The sequence below is a fragment of the Helicobacter sp. genome, assembly GCF_017502485.1.
Lineage (GTDB): Bacteria > Campylobacterota > Campylobacteria > Campylobacterales > Helicobacteraceae > Helicobacter_B.
Map to the genome: position 1 here is coordinate 36980 of NZ_JAFVUX010000020.1, position 18419 is coordinate 55398.

Genomic DNA, 18419 nt, shown 5'->3' on the forward strand with positions numbered 1-18419 from the left:
TCTAGCGCACTTAAGGCGTGGTCCTAGAATCCTGGTGTAACTCTCTAAGATATAGCATAATACAGAAGGTATCCGATGTTTGCCTACATTACAAAGCGTTTGGGACTGCTTATCCCCACGCTCTTTGGCATTATTGTGCTAAATTTCTTGCTTATACAGCTCGCACCTGGCGGTCCTGTGGAGCAGATAATAAGCAAAATAGAGAGCGCAAACCTTAATGAAGCTGGAGGCGGGATCAAGCCCCAAGATTATAAAGCTACTCAAGGCTTATCTCAAGAGCTTATAGAGGAGCTTAAGGTGCAATATGGCTTTGACAAGCCCTTGTGGGAGAGATTTACGCTACTGCTTAGATCCTATGTTGTCTTTGATCTTGGGGAGAGCTACTACCGAAAAGCTCCTGTGTGGGAGATTATCTGCGAGAAGTTGCCTGTGTCCATTAGTCTTGGTGTATTTAGCACTTTGCTTATTTATCTTATCTCTATCCCACTTGGTGTGTATAACGCCTATCGCAATGGCTCTACATTTGATAGTATAAGCTCCTTTATCATTGTGGTATGCAATGCTGTGCCGCCGTTTTTGTTTGGCGTGGTGGGGATAGTGTTGCTAGCAAGTATGTGGCAAGTGTTTCCACTGCGTGGGCTTACAAGCGATGATTTTGCTTCCTTAAGCGTGTTTGGTAAGGTGCTTGACTATCTCCACCATATCACACTACCAGTGCTATGTCTTTCTCTTGGCTCTCTAGCGTGGCTTACTTTTCTCACAAAGCACTCTTTCATTGATGAGCTACACAAGCCTTATGTGCTATGTGCTAGGGCAAAGGGTGCAAATGAAGCGCGCATACTCTATGGGCATATTTTCCGCAATGCAATGCTTCTGGTCATCGCATCTTTTCCTAGTGCATTTCTAGGAATGTTTCTAAGCGGGAGCTTGATGATTGAGATGCTCTTTAGCCTTGATGGGCTAGGACTTTTGGGCTATGAGAGCTTGCTAAATAGAGATTATCCAGTAGTGTTTGGTAGCTTATATATTTTCACGCTTTTGGCTCTTGCGTTTGGGATTATTAGTGATATTACTTATACGCTAATTGACCCTAGAATCCATTTTGATACACGCTAGATTCTGCTATAATATAGCATTTCTAGTAAAGGTTTCCTGTGCGTGTCTTGTTGCTGGTGGCTTGTGCGATCACTCCTTGGCTTTATGCCAGTGCGCTTGCATCTTTGTCCCAGAGTTTATGCAATGAAGAATATAGCTCTTGCGCAAAGATCGAGCAAACACAGGATCAAAAAAGAGTCAAAAAGCACGCCCTAACACTTGGCGTGTCAATTCTTAGCGGTGATGGGGTGCTGTTTGAGAAAGACACTACACTAAACATAACCAAAAAGATCCACGCCAAAGATGGCAACATTATGGGGATTTTCGGTGGAGTGTATCGTGTAGCTCCTAGACACATTTTGCGCTATGATTTGCACACTGGATTCTCATCAATTGGTTTTCACAGCGCGCAAGAGCCCGGGCTATTTGAGCTAAATGGTGCTAAAATTGGCGCAGGGCTTGGCTATGAGTGGGGATTCTACCTAGGGGATAGATTCTCTTGGAGTCTTGCCATTAGCGCAGAATACACCACTTACTACTACAAGCAAGATAAGATACTTTTACTTCTGCAAGAAACTATGCCAAAGGTGGGGATAGGATTTGAAGGGCGTGAGCATCACTACTTTGAAGTGTTTTTTGGTATGCCTGTGTATGCAAATCTTAAGGTCAAAAACAATAACTCATCGTTCATTGTCTCAAATTATCCTAGGCATTTGCGCTTAGGGTTTTTATACGCATATAGATTCTAGGTAGGCTATGGAGTGGAGCTTTGGTAATGTGATGGAGCAATGGCTCTATGGTGAGCTAGGCTACTATCATCACGCGCATATAGGTAAAGGTGGAGATTTTTACACTGCAGTGAGTGCTTCGAGATTTTTTGGCGGGGCGATCGCACGCCATATTCTTACACTTCTAGAATCTAGCCAGCTTACGCTACCGTTGCATATCGTGGAGATTGGCGCACATCACGGCGAGCTACTATGTGATATATACGACTTTTTAGATGTATTAAGTGAAGGCGTCTTGCCCTATACGAAATGCACTATTATCGAGCCTTTAGCAACCTTGCAGACTAAAGCTAGGCTAAACATTGCGTCGCGTACGATTATGCAAGCAAACAGTTTTGATGATGTAGCTTTGGGGATAGATGAGAGTGTGTTTGTCGTAAGCAATGAGCTCTTTGATGCATTTGCTTGTGAGATTGTGTGCGAGCGGGGCGGACATAGAGAAATGCTCTGTGGCTTTACAAATGGACAGAATATAGTGGATTCTAGGGAATCTTTACGCCTAGAGTGGCAAGATTTCGCGCGTGCTAAAAATGCGCGCGAAATCGATGGCTTTATGCAACACTATGGGCTTACTAGTGGCGAGATTCCACTTGGGTGGGTGGAATTTGTGCGTGGGCTTTGTAGCTTTGCCAAAGGGGCAAAATGCTGGAGATTTCTAAGCTTTGATTACGCGCCTTTGGGGAGTAGGGGGCTTAGCTTACGGGGGTATGGGGAGCATAGAATCTTTGATCTAGCAGAGATTATGCGTGATGCTCCTAAGCTTTTTGGTAGGATTGATCTCACTTATAATGTTGATTTTACTCTATTAAGGCAGATATTTATAGAAAATGGCGCGCGCGAGATATTTTGCGATAGGCTTAATACGCTTTTGGTGGAGTTTGGGATTACGGAGCTGCTACAAAGCCTACTTGAGATAAATCCTAGACAATATGAAATTGAAGCTCTGCGTGTGCGGCAGCTTTTGGGTGGCGGGCTTGGAGAAAAATTTATGGGCGTGTGCTTTGGTGGCTAGATTCTAGGGGCTAGAAGTTATAAACACCAAGTATAATATGGCAGAAGTTAAGAAGTGTTGGGTTTATGTAGCAAATGGCATCTCTAGCTCGTGCGTAGAGACAGCTAGCCCTGTGCTCTTGCTTGTGATAGGCTGATAGCTTGAAGCTCTGTGTGCTTACAAATGCACACAGCAAGAATAGTAAAAACTTTTTTATCAATACTCCTGAAGTGTAGAATAAGCTAAGATTCTAGTAGAAAACGCTTGAAGCTAGAATCTAAATGCTATGGAGCTGCGCCCTATGATACTCTACATTCACATACCATTTTGTGCGAGTAAGTGTGGATATTGTGCTTTTAGCTCTTATACGGGAGCAGATTCTAGTGTGAAGCAAGCTTATGTGCAAGCCCTGCTGCTTGATATTGCTAGCACGCTAGATGGATACTATCACGGCAGATTGGAGTCTAGCTTGCTGGATTCTAGGGGGATAGAGCAGAAATCTAGCATACAAGATTCTGGAGTGCTAGAATCTAAATCGCTAAGATCTAGTGCTAATTTTGTGCAGCTTGATAGCATTTACATTGGTGGTGGCACACCAAGCTTACTGCCTAGTAGCGCGTATGCGCTGATATTTGAGCAAATCGCGCGATTTTGCGATATGCAAAGTGTGCAAGAAATCACTATAGAAGCTAATCCAAACTCCCTGCAATCGCAGTGGTGTAAGGATCTAGCAAGCTTGGGAGTAACGCGCATAAGCTTAGGCGTGCAAAGCTTTGATAAAAACAAGCTTGCATTTTTAGAGCGCGATCATAGTGGGCAAGATATTTACCAAGCCCTAGAAGCAGCGCAAGTTTTCCCACATAGAAGCATAGATATGATGTATGGCACACCTTTTGATGATGAGACTACGCTTTATAATGATATACAAAAAGCCTGCGCGCTTGCTGTTGATCATCTCTCCGCCTACTCACTAATGATTGAGCAAGGCGCGCGCTTTGCTTACAAGTATCAATCCCTAGCCACTTCCACACGCGAGCAAGGAGATGATCTTGCTATGCAAGCAAAGCTTGTGCGCACAATTACTAGCGAGTGTGGATTCTCCCAATACGAAATTTCAAATTTTGCGCGCCCCTACAAATGCCTACATAATCGCAAATATTGGGCTGGGGAGGAGTATTTGGGCTGTGGAGTAGGGGCAGTGGGTAGGGTAGGGAAGGTGCGCTACAAGGGTGCAAAAGATTTGCGAGCCTACATACAAAATCCTTTAGCCAAAGAATGTGAGAATCTAAGCTCCGGGGATCTAGCCTTTGAAGCAGTGTTTTTGGGACTTAGGAGCGATTCTGGGGTATTGCTTCCTTTTATCCATCCACATATCAATGCAAATCGTTTAGCAATTCTATTAGAAGAAAAAATATGCACTGTAAAAGACAATTATCTCTTAGCCAATGATATATTATTGGCCGATGAAATTACATTATGGCTTATGCGAGATATATGAGTTTAAAAAAGAATAAAAATCCCATTAAAACTCAAAAGTATTAAGTATTATTTTATTTTTTTATATCTAGAATTAATAGCTGAAAACTCAAAACTAACTAGGTAAAGTTTTCATACAAAGCTATATCTTGGAAGGATAGATAATGAAAAGAATGTTATCAACTCTTAGTTTTATTTTAGTGGCTACATCCATAGCATATGCTAGCGATAACCATATGACTCATTGGGGGTATGAAGTGGATAATGGTCCAGAAGTATGGGGCAATTTGGGCTATGAAACTTGTAAAATTGGGACAACTCAATCTCCCGTTAATATTATCGCAAAAAATGCAAAAACAACTAAAAATGAGCTAAATATAGCCTATAAGCCAAGTTCAGCTAGCTTGGTAAATAACGGACACACTATCCAAGCGAATTTTGATGATAGCGGAGATGTAGTATTTGAAGGAAAAGCTTACAAGCTTATACAAACGCATTTCCACACACCATCTGAAAACCAGTTAAATGGTAAAAAATATCCACTAGAAGCACATTTTGTGCATAAAACAAAAGATGGTGCAATTTTAGTTTTGGCAGTTCTTTTTGAAAAAGGTGCGGCGAATATGGAATTAAATAAAATCTCAATTGCTACACCAAAAGAAGTGGGTATTGTTTTAGATATCAATGATTTCAATCCGGATAAATTATTGCCGACAAAACATGGATACTACGCATTTACAGGTAGCCTAACAACCCCTCCTTGTACTGAAAAGGTCCAATGGGTGGTGCTAAAAGCACAACAAACTGCTAGCGAAAAACAAATTGCCAACTTACATATGGTAATGAAAGACAATGCTCGACAACCACAAATGCTAAATGACCGCTTAGTAAAAGTTGCTGAATAACTGGCTGAGTGCTAACGCATAAGCTTTTATAATCGCTTTCAACCTGCATTTTAATCTAGCTTCTCTCTTTAAAAAGTTTCACACGAGAGAGGGGCTAGTTGTTGATACAAACTTAAGTCCAATATTCTACCACGAAAATTAGACCTACTTAAGTGGCACCATAACAACTATGGATATTCTAGGAATGGAACAGTCTAAAAACAGCGGTACAAACGCGCAATGCACTTGCTAGCACTTGAAGATTGTATAAAATCCCCATATCGCAAACTTCGCCAATTTTTACGCGCATTTTGGCATAGATTCAAACAAAAGCGTAGTCATATATAAGGGATATTAGGATACAGATAATATATGTAAAAGTATGAAAATTATAGTTTTCATAACTAAACTAAATTAAACAATGCGACACTATATTTTAGTTATCCACCCACTACCACAGCGTACATATGGTAGATAGCGCGTAGGTAGCCTAGAATCTACCTAGCGATCTTTGATGTTGAGAGTCGCGATGAGTTTCGTGTAAGTCTCGTATTTAGTGCGTTTTAGGTATTTAAGCAAGTGTTTTCTGCGTCCTACGAGTTTTAGCAGTCCTAGTCTGCTTGAGTGGTCCTTAGGATTTGCCTTTAGGTGTGTAGTTAGCGTGGAGATTCTCTCACTAAGGAGAGCAATCTGCACTTCCGAGGAACCTGTATCTTTTGTATCGCGAGCAAAATCACCGATGATCTGCTGCTTTTTCGCCGTATCCAAAGCCATAAATGACCTCCTGATTGGTAGTTAAAATAAAGTTGTGATTGTATAAAATAGAATCTAAAAGTAAAGTTAAATCTCTGTATTCTATGGTGTCCGCTACAACATTAGGTATAAGCTTTGACTCTTAAAGTCAAAGCTATTTTTTACAAAAAACTCGCTAAAATCCGCACTTGCAACAATCACATACAAGGCATTATATGGCATCTAAGGGACAAACAGCACTGCAAAAGCTTATTGCATTTGCACAGGCTATGCTACATAGTAAGGATTTGACTGTTGTGGCGTTTTTGCTTTGCATTCTTATGATTATCATAGTCCCTTTACCACCAATAGTTTTGGACTTTTTGCTAACTATTTCCATTATGCTTTCAATTCTCATCGTTTTCATCGCGCTTTATATCACTAAGCCTACGGACTTTTCCGCCTTCCCTACCCTACTGCTCATTGTTACGCTATTTCGCTTAGCACTCAATGTCGCTACCACGCGTATGATTCTTACAGAGGGCTATCGCGGACCTAGTGCTGTGAGTGATATTATCACCGCATTTGGGGAATTTACTATTAGCGGAAATTATGTCATAGGGGTGATTATTTTTAGTATTTTGGTGCTTGTAAATCTCCTTGTCGTTACCAACGGCTCTACGCGCGTTACAGAAGTGCGCGCACGCTTCGCCCTTGATGCGATGCCCGGTAAGCAAATGGCAATTGATGCAGACTTTAATAGTGGGCTAATCGATGAGAAAGAAGCCAAACTCCGTCGCAGCGCACTATCACAAGAAGCGGATTTTTATGGCTCAATGGATGGGGCGAGCAAATTTGTCAAAGGTGATGCAATCGCTTCTATTATCATCACTATCATCAATATTGTTGGCGGATTTTTAGTCGGTATGATCCAGTATGATATGGGCTTAGCGCAAGCAGCACAGACCTTTACGATTCTTACCATAGGCGATGGACTTGTCGGGCAAATTCCAGCCCTTATTATTGCTACGGCTACGGGCATTGTAGCTACACGCACCGCTGCGCAAGAAAATACCAAAGAAAGCTTCGCGCAAAATCTGGTCTCCCAGCTTACCTCTCAGTCGAAAACTCTAGTCATTGTGGGTATGATCTTGCTACTTTTTGCTTCAATCCCCGGGCTTCCTACTTTCTCGCTGCTGTTTGTGGGGACCATCTTGCTCTTTGTCGCTTGGCTACTCTCTAGAGAAGATGAAAAAAGCCTATTTTCTATCCTGCTTGATTGGGTGAATAAGAAATTTAACACAAACTTCAGCGCAGGCGTAGAAGAGTCTCGAGTAGAGCCTGATCTCTCCCCTGCCCCCAAGCCAGAAAAAACGCAAGAAGAAATCCGCAAAGAAGAGGAGCAAAATCTAAAAGATGCGCTAAAGGTTGATTTCCTAGAGCTTGAACTTGGGTTTGAGCTTATTGGACTAGCAGATCAAAAGCAAGGTGGCTTGCTAATTGAGCGCGTGCGATCAATGCGCAAAAAAATCGCGCACGACTATGGATTTTTAATGCCTCAAATTAGAATCCGTGATAATCTTATGCTCCCATCGCCAAATTATGAAGTCAAGCTAAAGGGTGTGGTCATCGGTGAGGGGATGGTTATGCCCACCAAATTTCTAGCCCTTGACACAGGTGTTGTGGGCAAAAAAATTGAAGGTGTAGAAGTGCAAGAGCCGGCATTTGGTATGAATGCAGTGTGGATTGATGCAAAAGACAAAGAAGATGCCATTATTGCGGGATACACAGTATTTGACCCATCTTCTGTAATCTCTACGCATATTAGTGAGCTTGTGACGCGCAACGCACAAGAGTTTATTACGCGTGATGAAGTTAATGGCATATTAAGTCGTATGAGCGATGACTACCCTGCCCTAGTCGAAGAAGCGCGCAAAATCTCATCTGTTATCCGTATGGTACTACAAGCTTTACTTGCAGAGCGAGTGCCTATACGAGATATGCTTACAATCCTTGAAACAACTATTGATAAGCACGCGCTAGGCTTGGATCTTGATGTGATTATTGAAGGGGTGCGCGCTAGGCTTGCTAGAGTGATTACACAGACTTTTGTAGATTCTGATGGTGTGCTGAAGATTATAGGATTTTCTCCACTTGATGAAGAATATCTTAAAGCGCGCATTAAAAATGACCCAGATTACGGACAAGTGCTAGCACTCACTGCCGCAGAATCTGAGCAATTTACCCTAGGACTTAAAAATGCCATAGAGGCAATGAAAGAGAAAAATATCTATGGCGTCATCGCCACTGATGTTAAGTTACGGCGTGTTATGGTTAAAGAAGTGCGTGATATTAAAGCAAGGATTCCAGTTATAAGCTATGCAGAAATTGATCCAAATGCAAAATTTGAGCAAGTAGGCTTAATCTCACCAAACTTTTGATAACAACACAAGGATATAGATTATGAAAGTCTTTCATCTCTCGCATATTGATCTTGATGGCTATGGGGCGCAGTTTATCTCGCGCTACTTTTTTGATGATATAGAGTTTTATAATGCCAATTACGGCAGAGAGATTATGGTGCGATTGCAGAGTATTTTCACGCGCCTTGATACACATTTTGCCTTTGAAGAGAGATTTCGCACCAAAACACACCAAAGCTTTTTGATCCTCATTACCGATCTTAATCTTACCCTTAGTGAAGCAAAATATGCCTATGAGCGAGTCAATGCTTACAAACTCCAGCAAAAAGATGTATCCCTACTTTTACTCGATCATCACATTAGTGGGGAAGAGTGCGCGAAAATGTTTGATTGGTATCATTTAGATTCTAGTAAATGCGCGACAAAAATCACCTTTGAAACCTTACAAAATCTCTACCCAAAAGCCTTAGAATCTACTCAAACAAAGAGATTTGAAGACATAGTAGAATCTATAATGCTAAAAGTAATCCACTCGCCCACGCATATTGCCCCGCTTGTCGATATGGTGGAAATGATAAACTCCGTGGATATCTGGTATGAAAATGGCTATGGGTTTGAGTTTGGTAAGGTGGCTTTGGGGCTCATTGCCGGAAGCAATGAGCTCAATCGCTTTATGTTTGATAAGCCCCATAGAGTGTATAAGTTTAACTTGCTTGAAGCAGCTAGATCATATTTAGGGAGAGAGAAAGACGCAGTAGAGTTTGACAATGCTATATTTGTACTTAAAAAATGCGCACTAGAAGGCGATCCAGATAATGAAACAATGGATCACATTACAAGCACAAAGCAAGTTGCACTACTTGGCACACTCAAAGAGCAATGCACCATACATTATCGCGATAAGGTGGGGTTTTTAAGCTACTCTATGGGTGGGATTAGCGTGCTTGCTAATCTTTTCCTACGCCAAAATCCAGAATATGACTTTTATATCGATATAAATGCTAAAGGCAATATCTCTTTGCGTGCTAATGGGGGTTGTGATGTGTGTGCGGTGAGTAAGGAGATTTTCAATGGCGGGGGGCATAAAAATGCTGCTGGTGGCAAAATGGAAGGGTTTCGCGAGAGCTTTTTTTATGATGAGATAAAAGCTCAGGTGCAAAGTCTTATCACAATTAAAACAACATAAGGAGATTGCAATGAGCAAACACTGCGCACAATCTAGCAAGAATGAAAAAGTAGATTCTACAAATGAAAACGATTTAGAGCTTTTTGATATGCTTTGTGTCGCCTTACATTTTGCTGGGCTTAAACGCTCAGCACTCAAGCAAATTCTCCAAGCCTATAGCGATGAGCTTGATAGCTTTGATGATGAAGCACCTTATGGGCAAGAAGAGATCATTGCCATTATCCACGCATTGCAAGCGAAATACCCAGAAGCTTTTCACAACTCAAACAAGAAGTAGATAATGATAGAATCTAGCCGGGCGAAGAAAATCGCGCTTTTTATCGACTGCGAAAACATTAGTCATAAACTATGCCACGAGATTATGAAGAGACTTGATGAAATTGGGGAAGTATGCATTAAAAAGGCGTATGGGGACTGGCGCAAGGAAATGCTAGGTCCTTGGACAGAAGCACTACTGCAATACTCCATCGAGCCTATACAGATTCTATCTAGTGCCAAGGACTCCACCCATAAGGCAAAAAACGCCAGCGATATACGACTAACCATTGATGTGATGCATACGCTCTATCAGCAGACAATGGACTGCTTCGCACTTGCTACAAGTGATAGCGACTTTGCTTCTTTAGCCCAAGAGATACGCAGATGGGCAATCCCAGCCATTGGCTTTGGGAGTCATAAGGCACGAGAGGAGCTAAAGCAGGCGTTTAATAGCTATGATGAGCTAGATACGCCAATCACTCTTGCAAACAACAAAGCTCTAATCAAGCTCCTATGCAAAGCTATTGACAACACACAAGACTCTCAATCTTTCGCTCTTGTCTCCACCATTGGCAATTGGATAAAGCACAACTACTATAAAAGTGCTTCATCATATAGCAAGGAAAGCTGGGGCGATGTTTTTAAACAAATCTGCCAAGAAAGCAAAGACGGTGTATTTGAGATACGCTATGATGGTGAGCGCAAGAGTATTATGAAAGTGCGCATTAAAAGGCAGTAGTCCAGATCACCCTACCCACAAACAGCACCAATACCCCCAAATCTACTAAAATTAATGATAAGAAAAATTTTTATTTTTAGATAGATTTCAGTTTTGTTGCACTATTATCTATTTGATAATCATTTGTATTATTATAATATTACAAATGATTACTTAACCTAAATGCTAACTAAAGGACACAAGATGAAATACATTTTTTACACATATACAAGCAACTTTGGTTGCAAAGCAAAGATTCTAGGTATCCCCCTAGCTCCGCTACTGCTCCTAGCTCAGCCAGAGCCTAACTCTCCGGAGCAAGGAGCAGTGCCGCAAGTAAAGCTCCTAGATGAGCAGGTTGTCACTGCTTCTGGATTTACTCAAAGCCACCTGCTAGCCCCGGGATCAATCTCTGTAGTAACGCCCCAAGACATCGCATCTCGTCCAGTGCGAGACTTAGCAGAAGCACTGTCTAATGTGCCCGGAGTTAGCATAGATTCTGGCGTGGCAAAAACAGGAGGCTATGGCATCTCTATCCGTGGTATGCCAAGCTCTTATACGCTAATCTTAGTCGATGGTAAGCGTATCAATGCAGATTCTGGTCTTTTCCCCAATGGCTTTGGCGACTCCATTACAAGCTTTATGCCCCCACTTTCTATGGTAGAGCGGATAGAAGTGATGCGTGGTCCTGCTTCTACACTCTATGGGAGCGATGCCATTGGCGGGGTGGTTAATATCATCACTAAGCAGAGATATGATAAATGGGGGGCTAGTATCGGCTATGACTATACATTCCAAGAAAACAAATCATTTGGTAATACGCAAGGATTTAGTTTCTACACAGCAGGACCCATCAACGAGATGAAAAATTGGGGGTTATCTTTTAGGGGTAGGCAGTATAGCAGGGCATTTGTCCCTACTACAAATCTTGCTAAATACCCCGGCGGTAGCAATGGGGCTCTACAAACTGCACGCAGAAATAACATCGTAGGACTCGCTCCCTTTGATAGCTACAATATCGGCGGTAGGCTTAACTGGAGCGAGCTTGTGTCAGTAGGGAGCAAGGCGCGAAATACCGCGTACTTAGACATCGACTATTCACAGCAAAACTATGATAACTCTCAAGGTCTCCTAGGTAACTACACTAGCAGTGGAGGCACTGCAGCAAATGGCTATGGTAGCGATATGGACTTTTATCGGCTTAATGTGATTGCTACACATAAGGGGCATTACTACGATAATATAGAATCTAGCTTCCAAAGCTTTAGCACAAACTCTAGCTTGCAGTATAACCTAACCTCTAACCCTAACCGCTATGTGCCAAATGATGCCAAGCCTAATGGTGCTAATGGCGTTAATGCTGGCGATAGTAGAGAACTAGAGAGCCACGATGTGATAATAGATCATAAAAGTAATGCATTTTTAGCATTTAAAGAAGATTTTCTTGGGGGGGGGGGGGTAAATATAAGTGTCGGTGGGCGATATTGGTATAACACTTTTAGAGACAAGCTTCTCCAAATAGCAGGTAAGAATGCGACACAATCTCAGCATATCGGCGCAATCTTTAGTGAAGGTGAGCTTGGGCTATTTGACAGAGTGTTTTTGACAGCTGGGATAAGGGGGAACTTCAACTCCATCTTTGGAGCAAATGCAAGTCCTAGAGTTTATCTCTCCTATAATGCCATAAAGCGTGGCTGGCTAGCTTTCAAAGGCGGTATATCCACAGGCTATAAGACCCCATCTCTATCCAATCTTGTCAATGGCGTAGTTAATCTAAGCGCGCAAGGAAAATCACACACCTATGGGAATCCAAACCTAAAACCAGAATCTAGTATCAACTATGAGCTCTCTGCCTTAAGCGATAATCCCTATTTCTCCGCATCAATTACCGGGTTTTTTACAAACTTTACTGATAGAATTTCTACTACCCCAACTACAAACAATAACCAAACAATCAACGGCTTTACCTGTAATGCCACTAATGGGTGCTCGACTTATATCAATATCGGTGAAGCCATAAGCTATGGCGCAGAAACTTCGCTTAGTATTAAGCCAATTAGCGTGGGCTATGGTGCGATAGGATTAAACGCTGCCTATACTTTCACACTTACAAAAATCACCAAATCAAATAATAGGACGCAAGTGGGCACACGATTGACCAATGTCCCATTGCATAATTTTAACGCCTCTATCAACTATGATAGTGAGCATTTTGGTGCATATATCCGCCAAGAGGTAAAAGCTGGGATCTATCGTGGTGATCCAAGCGTAGCTAATAGCGCAGCAAGAGCACTTGGAGAATATTATAAGCCGATTTATCTTACACATTTAGGTGGCTACTATAAGCCTAGCAAACATATGCGCATTAATGTAGCGGCGTATAATTTGTTTAATGTAAATTTTGTGGATTATCACCCTTATACCGTCAGCAGTGGTACTAATTACGCCAATGCTTACAACTATATTCGAGAGGGTAGGAGATATTATATCTCTGTGCAAATGGACTTCTAGTAAAGCCACCTTACCCTTTACCTAGAATCTAGCTTGCTGGTGTGGTATCATTGCGCCTTTTATAATCGCAAGTAAAGGTAGCCAAGTAAAGGGTAGCTATTATGAAAGCCTCAACACAATCCAAACCACTCGCAGCTATTAGCGCATTAGTAATGATTCTTATAGGGGGGGGGGCTTATATACTACTCTCCAAGCGTTAGCTTCAATCTTGATGATGCGCTGATTTTTTTCAACATCATAGAATCTAAGCCTATTTATTGGGGGGTTGATCACTTTGACAAAGGTAGATTCTACCCCCTAGCCTTTATGGATCTCAATCTCCTTATGCGCCTTTTCCCCACAAGCGATATTCTCACCGCACCTAGAATCTACTTTTTTGCCAATGTTGTGCTTTTTGCCCTGCTTACTTGCGTGCTATTGTATCTGCTTATGCAGATCCTACCTCTTTCCCATAGCGTGGCAGCCTTGCTTATATGCTTTATAAATATTGGCTTTGTGATTGTGTTTATGGGGGTTTGCTTCCCTGAGAGAGTGCAAGTCGTGTGGCTTAGTGGGTATATTTTAGGGTTATTTGTCCTAGCTCACAAGGCTCACAAGCAGAAGCGATCGGGGCTGTGGGCATTGGTGTGTATCGTGTGTGGCGGGGCTAGTATGTTCTACAAAGAGCCAGATTGTCTTTTCATCTGCGGGAGCTTAGCGATGTTTATAGCACTTAGATTCTACTATGGACATAAGAGCAGATCGAAAAATAAGCGCATTACTATGCCTATTATCATTGTGGGGCTTGCCTTAGGGCTTATAGTGTGCGTATTTATAGGCTTGTATCTATGGCTTGTTGTGCCAAATATCCAAAAATCCTATGCCAACTTTGGGCTAAAAAACTTGCAAGTAGCAAAGGATATGCTAAATGCCATCGCGCATCACCCCTTTTTGTTTCTCTTTGCTCCAGCTGTGCTAGCAGTGCGCGTGCAAAAAGTGCTACAAGCACTAAAGACTAATGACACAAAAGCCCTGCATACAAGCTATGCCTTTTATGATGCTTTGCTTGTAGCTGCTCTAGCCTATGGGGCTAGCTTTTTTGTGCTAATGATTTTTACACCATATTACTTTTTCCCTTGCTATGTTATGGCACTTTTGCCTGTGGCGTTTTATACAAAGATGTATTATGTCCATTTGCGTAAGCTATTTATCATTGTTGTGCTAGCGCATATTTTAGTCAATGTCCCAAGCGCGCTCTCGCGCTATACAAGCATTAAGCTTTTGCCACCACACTACCTACAAGCTACACAATTTCTAGCAGACTATACGCACGCAAATGCTGGCACGAATATTGTTATGCTAGGACAGGGGAGCGATCCGCTTGGCAAGGCGTTTTGTGGATATTTGGAGTGGTTCGCGCGCTATTTTGGTGGCAAGGACTTCGCGCTTGCGACAAGCCCTACTCTCACTGCCATAGACTCGCTAAAAAGTGGAGATCTTTTATACCTAGATTCCTATACGCAAGCCTATATCACGCCACAGATTCTAGCTAGGCTTAGTGTGGATTATGAAGTGATATTTTCTTCTGGCTATGTTGGATTCTATGATGTTGGACTAAAGAGTCTTGCGAAGTATCTTTTACTACACTATGCACCAAAATACACCAAGAACCTATCTAGTAGTAATATTTTTAACGCACCTCTTGGTGTCTATATCTACCGCGTGCGCTAGCTATAAAAACCCAAACACAATTTGAATCCCATGCACCATTTCAGCCATAGATAGGGCATTACCCGCGGGATAGAAACTAGCTCGATAAAGCAAATCCCCATTGATTGGGAAAAATTTAAACAAAGCAACCCCAGCTTCCACATACCCACCAAGCACACTATGTCCAGCACGATTAGCACTAATCATACCACCACCCAGAGCGAAAGAAAAAAGCCCCGCATTAGGCTGTCTCCAAGAATGCACATAGAGCATAGTCCCAAAAGAATGCGTGGAAACAGAGGTATTAGCATAAAGATATTTCGCTCTTAGCCCTATATCTATATCATTATGAAAAATATAGTTCCACCCTGTACTTACGCCGATGTTTAGCCCCATAGCACCTCCGCTTGGAGTGTTTAGCTCAATGCTTGAGCCTATGTGAAAAGTCGCAAGCTGCCACCAATTGCCAAAGTAGTTATTGCGCGTTTGACTCTCTAAATCTAGCGCGCAAAGACCCTTGCACAATAGCAACACAGACATCATCTTGCCAAAAGTTTTCATCATAGCCCCCTTAGTTTAGAATCTAACCACATTATAGCCCATATTAATGCCAGATTCTAGCTCTAGGAAGCTTGCCTATGTGCGAAGCTTTTGCTATAAACTCTAGCGGTGTCCTAGTCCTTTTAGCTAGACATAAAAGCCTGCGTTTATCACGCGGCGCAATGGCAAAGAGCAGTTCATACTCTTCCCCGCTTCTATATGCAGGTATGCGAGATTTTTTGATATGGCTAAAGCGTAGATGGTTAAGCGTGCTAAGCGTATGTAGCTCTGCTAAAACTCCATCAGATACATCAAGCCCTACTCTAGCAAAAGGTGCGATATGACGGATAAACTCACCACGCAAACAGGGTGCTATAAAGCGAGCAAACCGCTTGGATCGCGCAATTTTCCCTCCTCTGAGCAAGTGTGATAATGCATAAAGACTCTGCCCAACCTTCCCTGTACAATATATCAAATCTCCCACCTTGAGCCCCTTGCGCTTTAAAATTCTGCCATTTGGTATCCCAAGCATTGTTATATGAAAGGCTAGATTCTGCCCTTTGGTTGTATCACCACCAATGAATTTAATGCCATACTTCTTAGCAACTTTTGCTAGAGCTATGGCGATTTGTGTGATTTCTTTGGGGTTTAGCATAGGGAGTGTGATGGATAGTAGAGCATATTTTGGCGTGGCATTCATAGCAAGTATATCAGAGAGATTTACAAGCATAGCCTTATGTGCAATCTCATCAAGTCTTAGCCATTCTCGCTTAAAATGTATATGCTCGCAAAATCCATCTGTGGCGATGAGAAGCTTCTTGTGCTTATCTAGCACTCTAGCAAACTCTTTGCTAGAAAATCCTTGTAAATGCTTATATTTAGGGCTTTGGATTCCAGTGGCATATGAGTTATCTTGCAAAAGCACTGCATCATCTCCTACACCAAGCAAGACCCCGGATTTACGCAGTGCTTCTATAAAAAGTGCTTCACAATTCATACGCCAAAGTGTGCAATCCGCTCTCCAAAACGCACCTTTTGATTTGTCAATGACTCAAGACTACTATCTTGCATAACTAGTACAATGGTAGAGCCCATTTGAAAATACCCAAGCTCATCGCCCTTTTTCACACATATAGGCGTATCATAAGTGTAAATATCTCGCGCATCTGGCGTGGCATTGGTATTAATCCTAGAATCAAAGTGGAATGTCATCTTCCCCACATTAAGCGCACCTACTGCCACGAAGTAGATTCTAGTGTTGTACGGAATGGTGTTTGCCACAAGTACTACTCTCTCATTGCGCACAAATAAATTACTATTTTTACGCAATGATGGGAAATTTACAGGCAAAAGCTCTCCGCCAAAATACCGAGCCTCTATGATCTCCATATCACATGGCGCGTGATAGCGGTGGTAGTCGCTAGGAGAAAGATAGAGATTGACATAAGAAAACCCATCAGCATCTCCTGCTTGTATGCCAAGAAATTCATCAATAGGATAGGACATCCCCTTAATCTGCAGAGCAAGATTATTGGCAATTGCACCTTGCTCTGTGATTAGACTATCACTTGGAGAGATGAGAGCATCCCCGCTAGGATCTATTTCTCTTTGACACGCTAACTTTCTTGTAAAAAGTGCATTAAGTGTGGGGTAAGATTCAGCTGGCGCAAAGTCGCTTAGATCAATGGTAAAAATCCGCACATACACACGGTTGATAATGCGCTGAAACCACCGAGGAAACGAATGAGAAGCAAACTTACCAAAAAGCTTTGATATGGTATTTGTATCCATATTTCTCCTTTACTAGTTTATCCTATCGTTTATAAAAGGGGGCTGGCTTTGATGGCTTAGGCTTGATTGTATAGGTAGGATTTGGATTAATCTGCAAATCTTGCTTTAAGATACGATAATTGTCGCAACCTTGTTGTAAGCCCGCATTACAAGCATAAGCGTAAAGATCAGTAGCATAGCTTATATTTTGTGTAACGCCTAGCCCCTTTTGATAAAGCACCCCCAAATTATTGCAGCTATTCACATCAGCAGAATCACACGCCATTTTGAAATATTTTGCCGCATAAGCATAGCTTAATGGCACGCCATTAAGTCCGTTGGCATACATATACCCTAGATTTGCACAGCCTTTAATATCTCCAGCATTGCAAGCGACATAGTTTAAATCTCCCTTTGATAAGGAGCTTTTATTTTTGCCATAGATGTTTTTGGTATTACTCATAAGCCCAAGATTATAGCAGCCAAGATTGCTCCCACCATTGCAAGCAAGCTTATAATAGCGAATTGCCTTGAAAAAATCCTTGCCCACCCCATCACCATTAGCATACATAAAGCCTAGATTATTACAAGCGATTGCATCGCCCCCCTGACAAGCAGTCATATAAAATTGCACAGCTAGCTCTTTGTCATCTCTACTTGCACCAGTTTTTTCATTATAGAGCATAGCAAGATTTGTGCAAGAAGTAGGGTCTCCAGCAGAGCAACCCATCTCATAATATCGTTGTGCTTTTTGAAGATTGACATCCACGCCCTTACCCGTAACATACATTGTCCCAAGACCAAAGCAACCAGAAGGATTCCCACCTTCACAAGATTTTTTAAATAACCCAAAGGCTGTTACTACATCGTTTTTCTTCATTGCATCTATGGCGGCTTTTAATTGGGCAGTTGGAATATCTGGTGATGTGATCCTATCGCTTAAAGGGTATTGGTGTGGTAGCAGACCAGAATCTTGTGAGATAGGATTATTGAAGCTAGGGGCATTTGGATCTAGCGGCGCATTATCGTTTGCGATTGCATTACTAGCGAGATTTGGGTTCTGCGAGGGTGGCGGAAGATTGCTGTCATTATATTGCGCGCCATTTTGTGCTATGGCATCTCTATCAAAACCATATGTAAACCGCCCTTCTTCATCTGCTGCCAACGCAGGAGATGAAGAAGCTATGATGTAGCAAAGCAGCATAACGACACAAAGCTTTGCTTGGCGGGCTGGATTATTGAAACTCCATTTTTTTTCCACAATCCTTTTCATACTAAACACTCCATAAAATCCTATTTATCAAAAACAATAAGCAAAATATATTCCTAAAATATAGCTACGCAGAAAAACAACTAAG

General features: G+C 42.0%; 16 protein-coding genes. 11 read left to right on the forward strand and 5 right to left on the reverse strand.

Features of this window, described 5'->3' with window-relative positions:
• The first annotated feature begins 75 nt into the window (after positions 1-75).
• The 5 genes from IKB69_RS04050 (at position 76) to IKB69_RS04070 (ending at position 5255) form a co-directional block, all read left to right on the forward strand.
• Positions 76-1116 (forward strand): ABC transporter permease subunit, encoded by a 1041-nt coding sequence (locus IKB69_RS04050; protein ID WP_290946342.1) that lies wholly within the window; start codon positions 76-78, stop codon positions 1114-1116.
• Positions 1117-1154: 38 nt separating this feature from the next.
• Positions 1155-1844: a hypothetical protein gene (locus IKB69_RS04055; protein ID WP_290946344.1), complete on the forward strand. Its 690-nt coding sequence runs from the start codon at positions 1155-1157 to the stop codon at positions 1842-1844.
• Between the two features lie 7 nt (positions 1845-1851).
• The gene (locus tag IKB69_RS04060) at positions 1852-2895 is read left to right on the forward strand and encodes an SAM-dependent methyltransferase (RefSeq protein ID WP_290946346.1); all 1044 of its coding nucleotides are present in this window, start codon (positions 1852-1854) and stop codon (positions 2893-2895) included.
• Positions 2896-3175: 280 nt separating this feature from the next.
• Positions 3176-4372: a radical SAM family heme chaperone HemW gene (gene hemW, locus IKB69_RS04065; RefSeq protein WP_290946348.1), complete on the forward strand. Its 1197-nt coding sequence runs from the start codon at positions 3176-3178 to the stop codon at positions 4370-4372.
• A gap of 142 nt (positions 4373-4514) precedes the next feature.
• Positions 4515-5255, forward strand: a complete 741-nt coding sequence (locus tag IKB69_RS04070) for a carbonic anhydrase family protein (RefSeq protein WP_290946350.1) — start codon at positions 4515-4517, stop codon at positions 5253-5255.
• A gap of 480 nt (positions 5256-5735) precedes the next feature.
• On the opposite strand, the gene rpsO is transcribed toward IKB69_RS04070, so the two are convergent.
• A complete protein-coding gene (rpsO, locus tag IKB69_RS04075; protein ID WP_290946352.1) occupies positions 5736-6008 on the reverse strand; it encodes a 30S ribosomal protein S15 in 273 nt (90 codons plus the stop codon).
• A gap of 194 nt (positions 6009-6202) precedes the next feature.
• Between rpsO and flhA the strand changes: the two genes are divergently transcribed.
• From flhA to IKB69_RS04105, 6 genes are all read left to right on the forward strand, one after another.
• Positions 6203-8407: a flagellar biosynthesis protein FlhA gene (gene flhA, locus IKB69_RS04080; RefSeq protein ID WP_290946353.1), complete on the forward strand. Its 2205-nt coding sequence runs from the start codon at positions 6203-6205 to the stop codon at positions 8405-8407.
• A 22-nt stretch (positions 8408-8429) separates the two neighbouring features.
• Complete coding sequence (locus tag IKB69_RS04085) at positions 8430-9575, forward strand: 3',5'-cyclic-nucleotide phosphodiesterase (protein ID WP_290946354.1); 1146 nt, start codon at positions 8430-8432, stop codon at positions 9573-9575.
• A 10-nt stretch (positions 9576-9585) separates the two neighbouring features.
• Entirely contained in the window at positions 9586-9852 is a 267-nt protein-coding gene (locus IKB69_RS04090; protein WP_290946356.1) for a hypothetical protein, read from the forward strand.
• Between the two features lie 3 nt (positions 9853-9855).
• Positions 9856-10572, forward strand: coding sequence for an NYN domain-containing protein (locus IKB69_RS04095; protein WP_290946357.1), 717 nt, complete (start codon positions 9856-9858; stop codon positions 10570-10572).
• A 183-nt stretch (positions 10573-10755) separates the two neighbouring features.
• Entirely contained in the window at positions 10756-13062 is a 2307-nt protein-coding gene (locus tag IKB69_RS04100) for a TonB-dependent receptor (RefSeq protein ID WP_290946358.1), read from the forward strand.
• A 324-nt stretch (positions 13063-13386) separates the two neighbouring features.
• Positions 13387-14772, forward strand: coding sequence for a hypothetical protein (locus IKB69_RS04105; protein ID WP_290946360.1), 1386 nt, complete (start codon positions 13387-13389; stop codon positions 14770-14772).
• Here the strand turns inward: IKB69_RS04105 and IKB69_RS04110 are convergent, their stop codons facing one another.
• The 4 genes from IKB69_RS04110 to IKB69_RS04125 are packed head-to-tail and all read right to left on the reverse strand — an operon-like array spanning position 14773 to position 18334.
• A complete protein-coding gene (locus IKB69_RS04110) occupies positions 14773-15315 on the reverse strand; it encodes a hypothetical protein (RefSeq protein WP_290946361.1) in 543 nt (180 codons plus the stop codon).
• Positions 15316-15355: 40 nt separating this feature from the next.
• On the reverse strand, positions 15356-16288 hold the full coding sequence (locus tag IKB69_RS04115) for a thiamine-phosphate kinase (RefSeq protein WP_290946363.1): 933 nt from the start codon (positions 16286-16288) through the stop codon (positions 15356-15358).
• On the reverse strand, positions 16285-17082 hold the full coding sequence (locus IKB69_RS04120) for a phosphatidylserine decarboxylase (RefSeq protein WP_290946364.1): 798 nt from the start codon (positions 17080-17082) through the stop codon (positions 16285-16287). The genes IKB69_RS04115 and IKB69_RS04120 overlap by 4 nt, the downstream gene beginning before the upstream one ends.
• Before the next feature lie 22 nt (positions 17083-17104).
• On the reverse strand, positions 17105-18334 hold the full coding sequence (locus tag IKB69_RS04125) for a tetratricopeptide repeat protein (protein ID WP_290946365.1): 1230 nt from the start codon (positions 18332-18334) through the stop codon (positions 17105-17107).
• Positions 18335-18419: the final 85 nt, after the last annotated feature.

Coding starts and splice junctions, on each gene's coding strand:
- IKB69_RS04050 (WP_290946342.1), top strand. CDS start 76: ATGTTTGCCTACATTACAAAGCGTTTGGGACTGCTTATCCCCACGCTC.
- IKB69_RS04060 (WP_290946346.1), top strand. CDS start 1,852: ATGGAGTGGAGCTTTGGTAATGTGATGGAGCAATGGCTCTATGGTGAG.
- hemW (WP_290946348.1), top strand. CDS start 3,176: ATGATACTCTACATTCACATACCATTTTGTGCGAGTAAGTGTGGATAT.
- IKB69_RS04070 (WP_290946350.1), top strand. CDS start 4,515: ATGAAAAGAATGTTATCAACTCTTAGTTTTATTTTAGTGGCTACATCC.
- rpsO (WP_290946352.1), bottom strand. CDS start 6,008: ATGGCTTTGGATACGGCGAAAAAGCAGCAGATCATCGGTGATTTTGCT.
- flhA (WP_290946353.1), top strand. CDS start 6,203: ATGGCATCTAAGGGACAAACAGCACTGCAAAAGCTTATTGCATTTGCA.
- IKB69_RS04085 (WP_290946354.1), top strand. CDS start 8,430: ATGAAAGTCTTTCATCTCTCGCATATTGATCTTGATGGCTATGGGGCG.
- IKB69_RS04090 (WP_290946356.1), top strand. CDS start 9,586: ATGAGCAAACACTGCGCACAATCTAGCAAGAATGAAAAAGTAGATTCT.
- IKB69_RS04095 (WP_290946357.1), top strand. CDS start 9,856: ATGATAGAATCTAGCCGGGCGAAGAAAATCGCGCTTTTTATCGACTGC.
- IKB69_RS04100 (WP_290946358.1), top strand. CDS start 10,756: ATGAAATACATTTTTTACACATATACAAGCAACTTTGGTTGCAAAGCA.
- IKB69_RS04105 (WP_290946360.1), top strand. CDS start 13,387: ATGCGCCTTTTCCCCACAAGCGATATTCTCACCGCACCTAGAATCTAC.
- IKB69_RS04110 (WP_290946361.1), bottom strand. CDS start 15,315: ATGATGAAAACTTTTGGCAAGATGATGTCTGTGTTGCTATTGTGCAAG.
- IKB69_RS04115 (WP_290946363.1), bottom strand. CDS start 16,288: ATGAATTGTGAAGCACTTTTTATAGAAGCACTGCGTAAATCCGGGGTC.
- IKB69_RS04120 (WP_290946364.1), bottom strand. CDS start 17,082: ATGGATACAAATACCATATCAAAGCTTTTTGGTAAGTTTGCTTCTCAT.
- IKB69_RS04125 (WP_290946365.1), bottom strand. CDS start 18,334: ATGAAAAGGATTGTGGAAAAAAAATGGAGTTTCAATAATCCAGCCCGC.